This is a genomic window from Geothermobacter ehrlichii (assembly GCF_008124615.1).
In the GTDB taxonomy this organism is placed as follows: Bacteria; Desulfobacterota; Desulfuromonadia; order Desulfuromonadales; family Geothermobacteraceae; genus Geothermobacter; species Geothermobacter ehrlichii.
The window spans coordinates 383,665-397,839 of record NZ_VNIB01000001.1; the positions used below are offsets into that span (position 1 = coordinate 383,665).

The 14,175-nt window shown below is 61.3% G+C and carries 13 protein-coding genes; 5 read left to right on the top strand and 8 right to left on the bottom strand.

Going from position 1 to position 14,175, the window contains the following annotated elements:
• Window positions 1-80 precede the first annotated feature (80 nt).
• The 8 genes from EDC39_RS01880 to EDC39_RS01915 are packed head-to-tail and all read right to left on the bottom strand — an operon-like array spanning window position 81 to window position 8,229.
• Window positions 81-1,460, bottom strand: a complete 1,380-nt coding sequence (locus tag EDC39_RS01880; RefSeq protein WP_148894393.1) for a FliI/YscN family ATPase — start codon at window positions 1,458-1,460, stop codon at window positions 81-83.
• Window positions 1,460-2,113: a FliH/SctL family protein gene (locus EDC39_RS01885; protein ID WP_148894394.1), complete on the bottom strand. Its 654-nt coding sequence runs from the start codon at window positions 2,111-2,113 to the stop codon at window positions 1,460-1,462. Before EDC39_RS01885 ends, EDC39_RS01880 begins: the two co-directional genes overlap by 1 nt.
• Complete coding sequence (gene fliG, locus EDC39_RS01890; protein WP_148894395.1) at window positions 2,100-3,119, bottom strand: flagellar motor switch protein FliG; 1,020 nt, start codon at window positions 3,117-3,119, stop codon at window positions 2,100-2,102. The genes EDC39_RS01885 and fliG overlap by 14 nt, the downstream gene beginning before the upstream one ends.
• A gap of 4 nt (window positions 3,120-3,123) precedes the next feature.
• Window positions 3,124-4,677 (bottom strand): flagellar basal-body MS-ring/collar protein FliF, encoded by a 1,554-nt coding sequence (fliF, locus tag EDC39_RS01895; RefSeq protein ID WP_148894396.1) that lies wholly within the window; start codon window positions 4,675-4,677, stop codon window positions 3,124-3,126.
• Between the two features lie 20 nt (window positions 4,678-4,697).
• Window positions 4,698-4,994 carry a flagellar hook-basal body complex protein FliE gene (fliE, locus tag EDC39_RS01900; protein WP_148894397.1) on the bottom strand — a complete coding sequence of 99 codons (297 nt, stop codon included), beginning with the start codon at window positions 4,992-4,994 and terminating at the stop codon, window positions 4,698-4,700.
• Window positions 4,995-5,011: 17 nt separating this feature from the next.
• The gene (gene flgC, locus EDC39_RS01905) at window positions 5,012-5,443 is read right to left on the bottom strand and encodes a flagellar basal body rod protein FlgC (RefSeq protein WP_148894398.1); all 432 of its coding nucleotides are present in this window, start codon (window positions 5,441-5,443) and stop codon (window positions 5,012-5,014) included.
• A gap of 14 nt (window positions 5,444-5,457) precedes the next feature.
• On the bottom strand, window positions 5,458-5,841 hold the full coding sequence (gene flgB, locus EDC39_RS01910; protein ID WP_148894400.1) for a flagellar basal body rod protein FlgB: 384 nt from the start codon (window positions 5,839-5,841) through the stop codon (window positions 5,458-5,460).
• Window positions 5,842-5,850: 9 nt separating this feature from the next.
• Window positions 5,851-8,229 carry a tetratricopeptide repeat protein gene (locus tag EDC39_RS01915; RefSeq protein ID WP_148894401.1) on the bottom strand — a complete coding sequence of 793 codons (2,379 nt, stop codon included), beginning with the start codon at window positions 8,227-8,229 and terminating at the stop codon, window positions 5,851-5,853.
• 328 nt (window positions 8,230-8,557) lie between these two features.
• Here EDC39_RS01915 and EDC39_RS01920 point away from each other — a divergent pair, with 328 nt between their 5' ends.
• Genes EDC39_RS01920 through EDC39_RS01940 form a run of 5 tightly spaced genes read left to right on the top strand, consistent with a single transcriptional unit; the run spans window position 8,558 to window position 14,175 of the window.
• Entirely contained in the window at window positions 8,558-11,170 is a 2,613-nt protein-coding gene (locus tag EDC39_RS01920) for a chemotaxis protein CheA (RefSeq protein ID WP_148894403.1), read from the top strand.
• A 30-nt stretch (window positions 11,171-11,200) separates the two neighbouring features.
• A complete protein-coding gene (locus tag EDC39_RS01925) occupies window positions 11,201-11,710 on the top strand; it encodes a chemotaxis protein CheW (RefSeq protein WP_148894404.1) in 510 nt (169 codons plus the stop codon).
• On the top strand, window positions 11,707-12,630 hold the full coding sequence (locus EDC39_RS01930) for a CheR family methyltransferase (RefSeq protein ID WP_246140152.1): 924 nt from the start codon (window positions 11,707-11,709) through the stop codon (window positions 12,628-12,630). Before EDC39_RS01925 ends, EDC39_RS01930 begins: the two co-directional genes overlap by 4 nt.
• Window positions 12,630-13,694, top strand: coding sequence for a protein-glutamate methylesterase/protein-glutamine glutaminase (locus EDC39_RS01935; protein ID WP_148894406.1), 1,065 nt, complete (start codon window positions 12,630-12,632; stop codon window positions 13,692-13,694). Before EDC39_RS01930 ends, EDC39_RS01935 begins: the two co-directional genes overlap by 1 nt.
• Window positions 13,687-14,175 carry a chemotaxis protein CheD gene (locus EDC39_RS01940; RefSeq protein ID WP_148894407.1) on the top strand — a complete coding sequence of 163 codons (489 nt, stop codon included), beginning with the start codon at window positions 13,687-13,689 and terminating at the stop codon, window positions 14,173-14,175. The genes EDC39_RS01935 and EDC39_RS01940 overlap by 8 nt, the downstream gene beginning before the upstream one ends.

Sequence of the window (14,175 nt, forward strand, 5' to 3'; positions counted from 1 at the left end):
CTTTCTCGGTTGTCTCCGGCGGCACGGTATTGACGAACAGCTTTCAGCCGTCCGGTTGCGGCCTTATGCGCCGTCTGTTCTCATGTCGCCGCCGTCTGCTGGTAGACGGCCGCCGGCTGAGGCTGGTGCGCGACGATTTTCGGCTCCTGTGCCGGCGTCGGGGTCGAAAGCGCCAGGATTCTCTGGCGTGTCGTTTCGAAGTCGGTCTCGTCGTCCAGGGCCTGACGCAGAAAGTCGTTGATGTCGTCGATTTTGCCAATGGCTTGGTCGATCTTGGGGTTGTTCCCCTTGACGTAGGCACCGATGTTGATCAGGTCTTCCGCCTCCCGGTAAGTGGCCAGCATCTCCCGCAGCCAGCCGGCGGCCCGCTGGTGTTCAGTGTCGGTAATCTCGCGCATCACCCGGCTGGCCGAGGTCAGGATGTCGATGGCCGGGTAGTGGTTGCGCGCGGCCAGCTCGCGCGACAGCACGATGTGACCGTCGAGGATGGAGCGTACGGCGTCGGCCACCGGGTCGTTCATGTCGTCCCCTTCGACCAGGACGGTGTAGAGTCCGGTGATGCTCCCCTGGCCCTTGAAGTTACCTGCCCTCTCCAGCAGCTTGGGCAGGGTGGCGAAGACCGAGGGGGTGTAGCCCTTGGTCGTCGGCGGTTCGCCGATGGCCAGCCCGACCTCGCGCATCCCCATGGCGAAACGGGTCACCGAATCCATCATCAGCAGCACGTTCTTGCCCTGCCGGCAGAAGTATTCGGCGATGGTGGTGGCGACAAAGGCGCCGCGCATGCGCAGTAGCGGTGACTGGTCCGAGGTCGCCACCACCACGACCGAGCGGGCCAGGCCCTCGGGGCCGAGATCACGTTCGATGAATTCGCGTACCTCCCGGCCGCGTTCGCCGATCAGGGCGATGACGTTGACATCGGCGCGCGTATGCTGAGCCATCATGCCGAGCAGCACGCTCTTGCCGACGCCCGAACCGGCCATGATGCCCATGCGCTGGCCGATGCCGCAGGTCAGCAGGCCGTCGATGGCGCGGATGCCAAGCTCGAGGGGACGGTCGATCTTCTCCCGGTCGAGGGGGCCGGCGGGCAGGGCGTAGATCGGCATTTCCTGCTCGCTGCCGGGATCGGGAAGCCTGTCGATCGGCTGTCCCATGGCATCGACGACCCGGCCGAGCAACTCCTCGCCGACCGCCAGGGTGGCGCTGTCGCGCAGAACCCGGATGAGACTGCCCGGTCCCAGCCCTCTCAGTTCGCCCAGCGGCATCAGCAGGGCGCGATCGCCACGGAACCCGACCACCTCGGCCAGAACCGGCTCCTCGCCGTTGAGGGGCTGAAGCTGGCAGAGGGTGCCGACGGTGGCGGTCGGGCAGTAGCCTTCGACCACCAGGCCGACGATCTGCGCCACCTTGCCGCAGACCTTCATCGGGTTGAAACCGGAGAGTTTTTCCAGCAGCCGTTCCATCAGTCCTCTTTGAGGGCTTCCAGCAGGGTTTTTCTGACCTCTTCCAACTGGCCTTCGATGGTGGCGTCGACCTGGCCGAGGTCCGATTCGACCAGACAGCCGCCCCGCTCGATCGTCTCGTCGGCCTTGAAGTAGATGTTTTCCAACCCCTTGATGCTGGCCAGAAAGAGCGGTTTGCGCTCCTCGACCAGTTCGAGATCGGCGGGATTGACGTGAATGACGTAGGAATCCGAGCTGACCGCAGCCTGCAGGGCCATGTTGATGGTCGACAGGACGATTTCCGGATCGACGGTCACTTCGCGGTGAATGACCTGCCGGGCGATGGTCAGAACCAGCCGCAGCATGTCCTGGCTGCTGTTCCTGAGAATCGATTCGCGCAGCCGGCTGATCTCCTCCAGTCCCCTGGCCAGGGCGGAAACGGTCTTTTCAAACTGCTCTTCCGCTTCCTTGCGGCCGTCCCGACGACCACGGCTGTAGGCTTCTTCCTGGCTGAGAAGCTCGGGTGGAGGAGGTGATGCCTGGGCGGCGGCCGGTTCGCTGAAGACGGGATCGGCCGGCTGCGGCGGATCCGGCTGGGGTTCGTCGAAGTTGACGAACTGGACCTGCTGCAGGTTGGCGAACTCCTGGGCGCGGTGAATTCTAGACAAGGACATCGCCACCTCCGCGGCCGGCTATCACGATCTGGCCTTCTTCTTCCAGTTTCAGGGCGATTTCGACGATCGCCTGCTGCATGGCCTCGACTTCGGAGAGGCGGACCGGTCCCATGGCTTCGAGATCCTCCTCGATCATGGCCGCGGCCCGTTCCGAGATGTTGCTGAAGATCTTCTCCTTGACCGAGTCGGAGCAGCTCTTCAGGGCCATGGTCAGCTGATCGTTGTTGACCTCGCGCAGAATGGTCTGCAGGGCTCGGTTGTCGAGTTCGGCCAGGTCCTCGAAGGTGAACATGCGTCGTTTGATCTCCTCGGCCAGTTCCGAATCGGTTTCGTCGATGGCGTCGAGGATGTCCTTGTCGAGGCCGCCTTCGAGCCGGGCGAGAATCTCCACCGCCTTGTCGACGCCGCCGACGGTCTGCTGTTCGTTGCCGGTGACGACGCCGATCTCCCGCTGCAGGGCTTCTTCGATTTGGGCGATGACCTCGTGCGACACCTTGTCGATGTTGGCGATGCGGTACATGATGTCGGCCCGCATCTCCTCGGGCAGAAAGGAGATGATCCGGCTGGCGTGTTCCGGTTTCTGGGTCGAGAGGATCAGGGCCACGGTCTGCGGGTGCTCCGCCTGCAGCAGGCTGGCCACCATGCGCGGCTGCATCAGCGAGATGGTTTCCAGCGGCCGTTCGTCGGTGGTGTTCTCCACCTGTTCGATCAGGCTGCTGGCCCGCTCGGGGTCGCCGGCCGAGGAGATCGCCTTGCGGACGAATTCCCGGCCCTGGACGAACAGGCCGGTGTACTCGGACGAATCTTTCTTGAAGGCCTCGATCACATCCTTGGCCAAGTTGGCCGGAACGTGACTGATGTTCATCATGCAGCGGCTCAGAATCCGGACATCGTCGTCCGGCAGTTCCTCGAAGACCCGGGTCGTAGTCTCTTCACCAAGGCAGAGGAGCAGAATGGCCGCTTTCTCGACTCCGGTCAGTTTGGCGAAGCTCTTGTCGGTGATCATGCTCTCAGTTCTCCTGCATCCATGCCTTGACCACCTGGGTTGGCGACGATTGCGACTGCATCAGCTGCCGGCGCAGGCGTTCCGCCGGGTCCTTGGCCGAGAGCAGGGCGGCCTCGCCCCCCTCGAGCATTTCCTGCTCCAGCTCTTCGACCGTCTTGTACTGCGGCACCGGCTCGGGCCGCAGGCTGCGGATCAGCGGTCTGACCAGCAGGAAGTAGGCGAGCAGGCCGGCGATGGCGATCAGCAGGTAGCGGATCAGGGGGAGGTAGTCGTTGATCCTGTCCATGGCGTCCGGCTCGGGGATCGGTTCAGCCAGGATGTCGGTTTCGAACGGCATGGAGACGACGCTGATCACGTCGCCGCGCTTGTCGCTGATGCCGAGAGCGCTGCGCACCATCTGTTCGATGGCAGCCAGCTCCTTGGCATCGCGCGGCTGGAAGGTCGTCTCTCCCGATTCGGTCTGCACCTGCCGGTCGGCCACCAGCACGGCGACGGAAAGACTCTTCAGTTTGCCAACCGGTTCGACGTACTTGCTGACGATCTTGCTGACCTCATAGTTGGTCGTCTCTTCGGTGCGGCTGGAGGGCGTCGCCGCCACCGCTGGCTGGCTGCCGCTCAGGGTGCTGTCGATGCCGACGGTGCCGCCGGTCGACACCGAACCGGTCTTTTCTTCCGTCACCTGTTCGCTGACCACGGCGGTGCGCTTCGGATCGTAGATCTCCTCCATCCGTTCCGTCTTGGTGAAATCGATCTGCGCAGTGACCTGAACCAGGGAGTTTCCGGCCCCCAGGGCCCGGTCAAGCAGGGCCTGGGCCCGCTGTTCCAGCCGCGACTCGAGGGCCGCCTGGTGTGACAGCATGGCCGGGGCGGTGTTGTCGTCGGCCAGGCCGGCCTCCGGCTTGTTCAGAATCTTGCCGCTGGCGTCGACCACGGTGACCTTTTCCGGCTCCAGACCTTCGACGCTGCCGGCGACCAGGTGGACGATGCCGTTGATCTGCGACCGGCTCAGGCGCCGGCCGGCGGCGAGCTTGACGATGACCGAGGCGGTCGGCTCCTGCTGCTGCGACCGGAGCAGCCGTTTTTCCGGCAGGGCGAGATGAACGCGGGCGCCCTGGACGGGGGAGAGCGAGGCGATGGTGCGGGCGAGTTCCCCCTGCAGGGCGCGGCGGAAATTGATCTTCTGGGCAAAATCGGTCATGCCGAAGCTCTGCCGGTCGAAGATCTCGAAGCCGACGCCGCCGCCCTGCGGCAGACCCTCGCCGGCGAGCTGCAGCCGGCTTTCGTGCACCTTGTCGGCGGGAATGTAGATGGCCTGACCGTCGTTCTTCAACTGGTAGGGAATCTTGCGATCCTTGAGCCATTCCACCACCGCCGCGGCGTCGGTCGGGGTCAGGTTGGCGAACAGCAGGCTGTAGTCGGCCACCCGCGCCTGAATGATCAGAACGGCAAAGAAGATCAGGCAGATCAGGGTGACCCCGACCAGACTCAGTTTGCGTGAAAGCGGCCAGTCCTGCAGCATGCCGATGGCTGATTTCTGTTCGGTCTTTTCCGTAGCCATGTGTCGTCAACCTCCTTCGACTAAACCTGCATCCGCATGATTTCCTGGTAGGCCTCGATCACCTTGTTGCGCATCTGTACCAGCAGCCGCATGGAGATGTCCGCCTTCTCCATGGTAAGCACCACGTCCGGCAGGCTGACGTTTTCGCCGCTCTGCAGTTTGCCGATGGCCTGGTCGGCCTGCTGTTGAATACTGTTGGTTTTTTCGATGATCTCTCCCAGCGCCTTGCCGAAATCGGCCGCCAGGCCGCCGGCGCTTCCTGCGGGTTTGGCGATCGGCGCCGGAAATCGGGTGTTGAGCTGGATTCTGTCCATCATCTGACCTCCGTTCCGTATCAGCGGCCGATTTCAAGGGCCTTGAGCGCCATGCGCTTGGCCGCCTTGATGACGTTGGCGTTTGCTTCGTAGGCCTTGGTCGCCGACAGCATGTCGGTCATCTCCTCGACCGGATTGATGTCCGGCTTTGCGACGTAGCCGTTTTCGTCGGCATCGGGATGTCCCGGCTCGTACACCATGCGGGGCGGACGGGAGTTGACGACGATGGCTGGCACCTCGACGCCCTGGACGGCCTGCCGGGTCACCCGGTCGAGCCGTCGACCGAAATCGAGGGGGGTCGAGCGGAAGACGACGTTGCGCTTGCGGTAGGGGCCGCCTTCCGGGGTGCGGGTCGTCTCGACGTTGGCCAAGTTGGCGCTGATGACGTTGAGCCGGATGCGTTGCGCCTTCAGTGCAGAGGCGCCGATTTTCATGGTGTCGAAAACATTCATTCTGTCACTCCCTGTCAACGGCCGTCTTGGGCGACGTATTTGAGCAGTCCGATCTTCTTGTTCAGCATCTGTACCGCCGCCTCGTAGAGAATCTGGTTTTCGGCCAGGGTGACCATCTCCTGGTCGACGTTGACCGCGTCCATCTCGGTACGGACCCTGCCGGTGACGCTGGAGACATCTCCGCCCGAACCGAGATGGCGGGGACGGGTTCTTTTGATCCCTCCTTTGGTAGTCAGGGCGCTTTGCAGTTCGGATTCGAATTCCAGTCGGCGCGGATGGTACCCGGGCGTTTCGGCATTGGCGATGTTGCTGGCGATCACCTGCTGCCGTTTCTGCCGCAACTCGAGAACCTTCTGCAGGGTGGCGAAACTCTTGTCGAACAGTAGCGGTCCCGGCATGGTTTTCTCCTACAGGGTCAGTTCACGCAGCCTTTCCGCTGCCAGTTTCTTCCACAGGTTTGTCGACGAGGCCGATTCGGCCACCTGCCGCAACAGCCGGCTGCCCTCGTCGATCCGGTCCTGACGGAGCAGGAGGCAGCCGATCCGGTAGTTGGCCTGGCCGGTGAAGAGCTTCTGCTTCACCAGCTGCCGGAAATGTTTCAGTGCCAGCTTGATCCGGCCGGCCCGATAGCAGGCTTCAGCGAGACGCAGCTTTTCGGCAGGAGCGAGTTCTTCCCTGTTTTCGAGCGTCTGCAGCAGTTCGGCGGCACGTTCATAGTTGCCGGTCTGCCAGTAGAGATCGGCGGCCGCGCGCAGACCCTCGGTGTTGTCCGGAAGGTCGGTCCGTTTTTCCAGCCAGGTCAGGGCCGCCTCGGCCGATTCGAGCCGGCTGCGCGCCACGAGTTCCAAAGTGATAGCCCGGTTTCGATCACGGTGTCCTTTCAGCAGTTTGGCTGCCCTTTGCGCATATTCGACGGTCAGCTCCGGTTCACCGAGGCGCTGATAATTTTGCGCCAGAGCCAGGCAGGCCTCTCCCTTGCGCTGCCGGTTTTCGACCCGGTCGTAGAGAAAGAGAAAAATGCGGTTGGCGCGCTCGAGCAGTTCGAGATCGTTGAAGGCCCTGGCGATGGTGGAGAGAAAATCCCACGACATGTACTGCTGGATCAGCAGGTTGCGGTGACGCTCGACCAGGGCCAGGGCCTTGACGGCCTTCCCGTCGGCCAGATAGCCGTTGATGGTATCCGGCAAAATCTCGGTCAGCAGGGCGACCGCGTCTTCACGCAGGCGCCCGCGGTGGAACTGCCGGAGAATCTTTTCCAGCTGCTCGACCGCCGCCCGGTCGTTTTTGGTCAGGTGCAGCAGGACGGCGGCCTTCAGGGCCGCCTCGAGCCGCAGGTCGAACCGGGTCGCCTGCTCGGCGATTTCGAGATAGTCGGCGAGCTGGTTCTCAAGTCCGGTCGGATTGTCGGCCGGAGCCATGATGTCAGTCAGGCGCAGGACAACGCGCCGGGCGGCTTCGGAATCGGGTTCCAGCCAGCGGATCTGCTGCAGTTCGTCGAAGGCGGTGATGATCTGTTGTGGCGTCCTGTTGATGGTCAGAGCGGCGAAACGGGCCAAAAGCTTTTGGTCGCGCGGCAGATCTGGCAGTCGCGAGAGCTTGTCGAAGGCCATTCCGGCGACGTCGGGCCGGTGAGCCCGCTGCGCAGCCGCGGCCAGCAGGGCCAGGCTGAAGGGCGACCGATCAAGTTCGGGGCCGAGCTTCTGGTAGGCGGCAACGGCTTCTTCGTTCTTGCCGGCCAGGACCAGGGTGTCGATCCGCCGCAGTTCCAATTTTTGCGCCAGTCCCCGGGTGAGGGGGACGTCGATCGTCTGCAGAATGCCGGTTGCTTCCTGCGGGCGATCAAGGGCCAGAGCTGTCTCCGCTTTCAGCAGGGTGGCCAGGAGCCGTAGATCCTCTGTCGGATTCTCCATTCGGTCGAGGCTGACCCGGGCATCGAAGATCCGTGCGGTGCGCAGCTGCAGCTGCGCCTGCAGATAGAGGCGGCGGTTGGGGTCGTTCAGTTGTTCATGTTGCTGCAGAACCAGGTTTTCCCGCTCGGCGTCCTCATAGCGGCCCAGACGGATGAAGGCTTCGAAAAGCGCAAGCTGTTCTGCTTCGCCGAGGTCCTTTTGCGGCAGGGTGCTCAGGCCCTGCCAGTCGGCTTTGGCGTAGGCGTTTCGCCAGCTGTCGTCCAGGGATGTCGGCGGCGACAGATAGGGGAAGGTCCATGCCGGTTGTACTTCGATGAAGACCGGCGTGTGGGAGGCTCGCAGAAATCCGCGCCAGTTGCCGCTCCAGACCGAATGGGCGGCGCCCGTCGGTTTCAGCTCGACCCCCTTCTTTCGGAAGCGGGGCATCCCGGGCAGATCGAAAACGATTGCGGGACGGACGCCGGATTCCTGTTCCCAGCGGATGTCGATGTAGAGCCTGTGCAGCCGGATGTCCGGGGTCGCGACCACGTTTCCGGGCATTCGTCGCAACAGACAGGAAACGACCAGGCTCTTTCGATCACGCGCCAGCAGCACCTTGACGATCTTGTCGTCTTCGGGCAGGCGCCTGATGCCGGCGCCGTAAGTTGTGTCGAAAAGCCGTATCTCCACTTTCTGTCCCAGGGTTTTCAGGCGGTAGTTGGGGATGCGGTTGAAATCGAGTATCAGTCGGGTCGAAGCGGGGGTTCCACTTGCCTCGATGTCGGTCAGGGTCGGCGCCGCCTCGGCAGCCAGGGCCGAACCGGACATCAGCGACATGGCCGTGATCAGTAGCGCCGTCAACCGGGCGAATCTTTGAAGGGCAGGCGTGAGTCTCATGGCTGACAAATCTCCCGGGACTGGTGAATGCCATTCATGTGCCAAATTGCAAGACATTGAAATTAAATGACAAATTCTCTTGATGTCTGATCTGTGCCCTGGATGGTCGAACTTTTGACAGCCCTGACGGCGCATTTGCATCGGTCAAGGGAAAATGGCTCCGGCCGGGTGAAAACTGTAAAGCTCGCGGTTTTTGAACCGATATGAGACGTGACAGGCTATCACCCGTATGGGGCTTCGGTTGCAATTGTCCGGGAAAAGGCCTGGTCGCGAACAAAAGCACCAGTCCTCCATTACATTCAAAGAGGAACGGAAAGAGTGTGGAGCCATGAGCCAGCTAACCGACGACCAGATCGAAATCATTAATGACTTTATCCAGGAAAGCCGTGACATGCTCGACAATCTCGAGCCGACCATCATCGAGTTGGGACAGAGCTGTCAAAATGTCGACTGCTGGTCGGTTCTGGACTGTTCCAACGAAGCCTGTTCCCGGCACGGCAAATCACTGAAGACGGCCTGCTGGCTTGACGAAGGCTATATCGGCGATGGCGCCAGAAGGTGCGTCTTTGCCGAAAGCGAAAGCGACTGCCGGAGTTGCCAGGTCTTCACGCTGACCAATGGCGATCCCGAAACCATGAACGCCATTTTTCGCCTTTTCCATTCGATGAAGGGGAGCGCCGGTTTCCTCGAGTTCGAAAACGTTTCCCATGTCGCCCATCAGGCCGAAAATCTGCTCGATCTGATCCGCTCGGGCAAGATCATGCTCGAGGAAGAGCATGTCGATCTGCTCTGCAAAACCTGCGATTTTGCGCGCGAGGCGCTCGATTACATCGAATCGAACTACGACGATGAAGGTATGGCCGAAGCTGGTCAGGCGATCGGCGAGGAGTTGGGGAGGGTCATCGAGTCGGCGAAGAAAAAGGCGGCCAAGACGTCGGATCAAACCGATGATGCCAATCCGGCCACGGCGGATGGCGAGGCTTCCGTTGCGAGTGTTTTTTGTGGTGACGAATTTCTCGGCAAGTTTGTCGAGGAGGGCGAGGAACTGCTCAATGCCATAGAAGAACTGGTGCTGGCCTGGGAGAAGGCCCCCGATGACGCGGACCTTGTCGGGGAATTGTTCCGCAGTATTCACAGTTTCAAGGGCAACTGCGGATTTGCCGGTTACCGGCAGATGGAACATCTGGCGCATCAGATGGAATCGGTGCTCGATGCTGCCCGCCAGGGGCGCTCTTTCACCGGTGGGCCGCCAGCCGAGGTTCTGCTTCAGTGCGTCGATGCCCTGAGCAAATCGATGGCGTTGGTGGCGGCCGGTGAAAAGGAAGACGTTTCCTGCATGGAAGAGCTCGGACAGGCACTGGAAGCGGTACTGACTGAAAAGAAACAACCTGAAGCCAGACAGGCGGAAGCACCGTTGCCCGATCCGGAAGAGTTGCGCCTGGCCGATATCCTCGTTCGTCGCGGGGTGGTCGCCATGGGGACCATGGCCACCCTGATGCGAACCAAGACCCGCCCGCTGGTTGATGCGCTGATCGGCTGCGAGATCGCCACCAAAGAGCAGATCGACAAAGCCATTGCCGAGGAGGAGAAGGAGCGCAGGAAGGCCGAGGACGAGGCCAGGAAGGCGCAAAAGACCGAGAAGAAGGAGATGCCCGGGGCCAAGAATGTCGGCAAGGTGCAGCCTGCCAAACCGGTTCAGGCGGTGAAGAAACCCCCTGTTCAGGCCAAGCGTCAGGACATTCGTGTCGATCTGGAAAAGCTGGACAAGCTGATCAACCTGATCGGCGAGATGGTCATCGCCGAAAACATGCTGGTGCACAGCCCCGACCTGGAAGGTCTGGAACTGGAGAATTTCAGCAAGGCCAGCCAGCAGATGAGCAAGATTGTGCGCGAATTGCAGGAGATGGCGATGGTTATCCGGATGATCCCGGTTTCCGGCCTGTTCCGGCGCATGATCCGGCTGGTGCACGATCTGTCGAACAAGACCGGCAAGAAGGTCGAGTTCGAACTCGAAGGCGAGGAGACCGAGGTCGACAAGACGGTGATCGAACAGATCTCCGATCCGCTGGTCCACCTGCTGCGCAATTCGCTCGACCATGGCCTCGAGTCGCCGGAAGAACGTCTCGCTGCCGGCAAACCCGAGAAGGGACTGCTCAAGCTGAGTGCCCGGCACGAAGAAGGGGAGGTCTGGATCACTGTCGAGGATGACGGCCGCGGGCTCGACCGGGAGAAGATTCTGGCCAAGGCCATCGACAAGGGGCTGATCGAGGGAGACGGCAGCGAAATGAGCGACCGGGCCGTCTACAACCTGATCTTCCAGCCGGGATTTTCCACCGCCGAAAAGATCACCGACATTTCCGGCCGCGGCGTCGGCATGGACGTGGTGCGGCAGAACCTGGAAAAGATCCGCGGCAAGATCGAGGTCTACAGCAAACCGGGAGAAGGTACGACCATCAAGCTGCGCATTCCCTTGACCCTGGCCATCATCGACGGGCTGATGGTGCGCGTCGGCGAGACCCGCTGCATCCTTCCCCTGCTGGCGGTGCGCGAAATCTTCCGTCCTCTGCTCGAGAATCTCACCCACACGCCGGACGGCCAGGAGCTGGTCAGGGTGCGGGAGAATTTCATTCCCATTCTGCGTCTGCACCGGGTACTCGACGTCGAGCCCGAATCACGGTGTCTCGAGGATGGCGTTCTGGTCGTGCTCGAACACCAGGGAGATCGCATCTGTCTGCTGGTTGACGAGATTCTGGGGCAGCAGCAGACGGTGATCAAGGGGCTGTCCGACTATCTCGGCAATGTCGATGTCGCCGCCGGCTGCACCATTCTCGGCAACGGCGATGTCTGTCTGATTCTCGATGTCGGCAGCATGATCGATCTGGTCGAGGAAGGAAACTGCGTTGAACTCGAGCCGGAGCAGGTCTATTTCAGGGCCGGCTGAAACATATCCAGTGAACAAAGGAGTTGAAGTATGGAAAACGCGGTTGTTCCGATGGAGCTTGAAGCCTCGGAAGAGGTTGTCGACGGACTGAAGGGAAAGTATCTGACCTTTCACATCGCCGACGAGGACTACGGCATCGAAATCCGGCACGTGACCGAAATCATCGGCATTCAGGCGATAACCGACGTGCCGGACCTGCCCGAATTTATCCGCGGGGTGATCAATCTGCGTGGCAATGTGATTCCGGTGATGGATGTGCGTCTGCGCTTCCGGCTGCCGGAAAAGCCCTATGAAGAGCGCACCTGCATCGTCGTGGTCAATGTCGACGACAAGACGGTGGGGTTGGTCGTAGACCGGGTGAACGAAGTGGTCGACATCTCCGACAAGGATATCGAACCCCCGCCGCGGACCAAGTCGGAAAGCAGTCAGTATATTCTCGGCATGGGGAAGATTGGTGATCAGGTGAAGATTTTACTCGATGTACGTCGGTTGCTCTACAGCGAGGAGATGGAAAAGTTCAGGCAGAAAAAAGGTGAATGAACGCGATACTGCCGGGACAGGAGGACGTCATGATCTCTGGTTCGACACAGATCAGCACCTCCCCCGAGGCTGTCAGCGCAACCGGCGGTTTGCTGACCATCACCGACGAGGAATTCCAGGCCATACGGACTCTGGTCCATGAGCGGTTCGGCATCAATCTGACCGAGCAGAAAAAGCCGCTGGTTTCCGGTCGATTGCAGAAGCTGCTGCGTAAACGCGGGTTCAGCACCTTTGCCGCCTATTACGATTTTCTGCAGAAGGACAGCTCGGAAAAGGGGTTGAGCGAGCTGGTCGATCATATCTCGACCAACCACACTTACTTCAACCGGGAGAACGATCATTTCGTCTATTTTCAGCAGACGGCCCTGCCGGCGGTGGTCGAGCGGCTGCGCAAGGAGCGGCGCTTCGACCTGCGCATCTGGTGTGCCGGTTGTTCGACCGGCGAGGAGGCCTACATGCTGTTGATGCTGATGCGCGAGGTTCTCGGCAGTGATTACGGCAACTGGCAAGCAGGCATTCTTGCCACCGACATTTCCAGCAGGGCCCTTGCCGTGGCGAGGGAGGGACGCTACAGCGACGAGGCGTTGTCGCAACTGCCGGAGAACTTGCGCCGCAAGTATTTTCGCCGTACGGCTGAAGGCGACTGGCAGGTTGTCGATGCCCTGCGTCAGGAGGCGACTTTTCGACGTTTCAACCTCATGAACGAGGTGTTTCCGTTCAAAAAGCCGTTTCAGATCATCTTCTGCCGTAATGTGATGATCTATTTCGACCAGCCGACCAGGGAGAGGCTGATAGCCAAGTTTCACAAGCTGACCGAAAAGGACGGCTATCTGTTCATCGGTCATTCGGAAACCCTGGCCCGCAACCAGTCTCTCTATCGCTACCTGCAGCCGGCGGCCTACCAGAAGATGGAGGGTTGATGATGACGAAAAGGGTGCGCGTACTTGTCGTCGACGATTCGGCCCTGGTGCGGCAGGCGATCAGCCATGGGCTGAACCAGGACCCGTCCATCGAGGTGGTCGGACAGGCTGTCGATGCCTTCATGGCCCGGGATCTGATTGTCAGACTGCGGCCGGATGTTGTGACCCTGGATGTCGAAATGCCGCGCATGAACGGGGTCGAATTCCTGCGCCGGCTGATGCCGCAATATCCCTTGCCCGTCATCATGGTCAGTTCGCAGACACGGGCCGGTTGCCGGGTGACCATCGAGGCGCTTGAGGCCGGCGCGGTCGATTTTGTCACCAAGCCTTCCGGCATGGGGATCGGCCTCGAGCAGATGCTGGTAGAGTTGCGGGAAAAGGTCAAGATCGCCGCGGCCGTCGATGTCAGCCACTGGCGGAAGAGAAGGGACGTTCTGCCGCGGATAGTGAAACGCAAACCCATGACGCTGAACAGGACGGGAGATCTGCTGGTTGCCATCGGCGCCTCGACGGGAGGAACAGAAGCCACCCGGAAGATTCTGTCGCAGCTGCCCGAGGGGTTTCCGGGAATTGTCATCACCCAGCACATGCCGCCCGGGTTTACCTCCATGTATGCCGAGTCCCTGGATCGGTCCTGCCCACTGAAGGTCCGGGAAGCGCACAACGGCGACCGCGTTGCTCCGGGGCAGGTACTGCTGGCACCGGGCGGCAAGCACATGCGCGTGGTCAGGCGGAACGGTGGCGGCTGGGAAGTCGTTTGCCGCGAAGGAGAGCTGGTCAGCGGCCACTGTCCGTCGGTCGATGTCCTGTTCGAGTCGGTTGCCAGGGCGGCGAGAGCGAAGGCCATCGGTGTCATTCTCACCGGCATGGGACAGGACGGAGCCGACGGCCTGCTCGCCATGGCCCGGGCCGGGGCCCGAACCATCGGCCAGGACAGGCAGAGCTGCGTTGTCTACGGAATGCCGAAAGTCGCCCATGAAAAGGGTGCCGTCCAGAAGCTCGTTCCCCTGGCGAATATTCCCGAGGTTCTGGTGAGACTGGTGGCGGAGGGAGACCATGGCTGATCTGGTTCTCGGCATTGGTGATTTCGGCGCCACCCGCGATCCGGCAAGTACCATCAAAACCTACGCCTTGGGCAGCTGCATCGCCGTCGTTCTGCTTGATCCGGCGAGCCGTACGGTCGGCATGCTTCATTTCGCCCTGCCCGATTCGACCATCAACCCGCGCAAGGCGCAGGAAAAACCGGGCTATTTCGCCGATACCGGCATCCCTCTGCTGTTTCGGGAAATGACCCAGGTCAGCGGCGGTCACAATGTGAAGGGCTGGGTGGCCAAGCTCATTGGCGGCGCCGCCGTCATGCAGGCCGAGGACAATTTCAATATCGGCAAAAGGAATATTCTGGCCGCCAAGAAGATTCTCTGGGAGCAGGGACTCGGCCCCGCGGTGGAAGACGTAGGCGGCAATTACAGCCGCACGGTGACAGTGTCGGTCATGACCGGAGAGGTGGCCATTTCGTGCCCCGGTCGTGGGCAATGGAAAATCTGA

Coding starts and splice junctions, on each gene's coding strand:
- EDC39_RS01930 (WP_246140152.1), top strand. CDS start 11,707: ATGAACGCGATACTGCCGGGACAGGAGGACGTCATGATCTCTGGTTCG.
- flgB (WP_148894400.1), bottom strand. CDS start 5,841: ATGCCGGGACCGCTACTGTTCGACAAGAGTTTCGCCACCCTGCAGAAG.
- fliG (WP_148894395.1), bottom strand. CDS start 3,119: ATGATCACCGACAAGAGCTTCGCCAAACTGACCGGAGTCGAGAAAGCG.
- fliE (WP_148894397.1), bottom strand. CDS start 4,994: ATGATGGACAGAATCCAGCTCAACACCCGATTTCCGGCGCCGATCGCC.
- EDC39_RS01880 (WP_148894393.1), bottom strand. CDS start 1,460: ATGGAACGGCTGCTGGAAAAACTCTCCGGTTTCAACCCGATGAAGGTC.
- EDC39_RS01915 (WP_148894401.1), bottom strand. CDS start 8,229: ATGAGACTCACGCCTGCCCTTCAAAGATTCGCCCGGTTGACGGCGCTA.
- EDC39_RS01925 (WP_148894404.1), top strand. CDS start 11,201: ATGGAAAACGCGGTTGTTCCGATGGAGCTTGAAGCCTCGGAAGAGGTT.
- fliF (WP_148894396.1), bottom strand. CDS start 4,677: ATGGCTACGGAAAAGACCGAACAGAAATCAGCCATCGGCATGCTGCAG.
- flgC (WP_148894398.1), bottom strand. CDS start 5,443: ATGAATGTTTTCGACACCATGAAAATCGGCGCCTCTGCACTGAAGGCG.
- EDC39_RS01885 (WP_148894394.1), bottom strand. CDS start 2,113: ATGTCCTTGTCTAGAATTCACCGCGCCCAGGAGTTCGCCAACCTGCAG.
- EDC39_RS01920 (WP_148894403.1), top strand. CDS start 8,558: ATGAGCCAGCTAACCGACGACCAGATCGAAATCATTAATGACTTTATC.
- EDC39_RS01935 (WP_148894406.1), top strand. CDS start 12,630: ATGATGACGAAAAGGGTGCGCGTACTTGTCGTCGACGATTCGGCCCTG.
- EDC39_RS01940 (WP_148894407.1), top strand. CDS start 13,687: ATGGCTGATCTGGTTCTCGGCATTGGTGATTTCGGCGCCACCCGCGAT.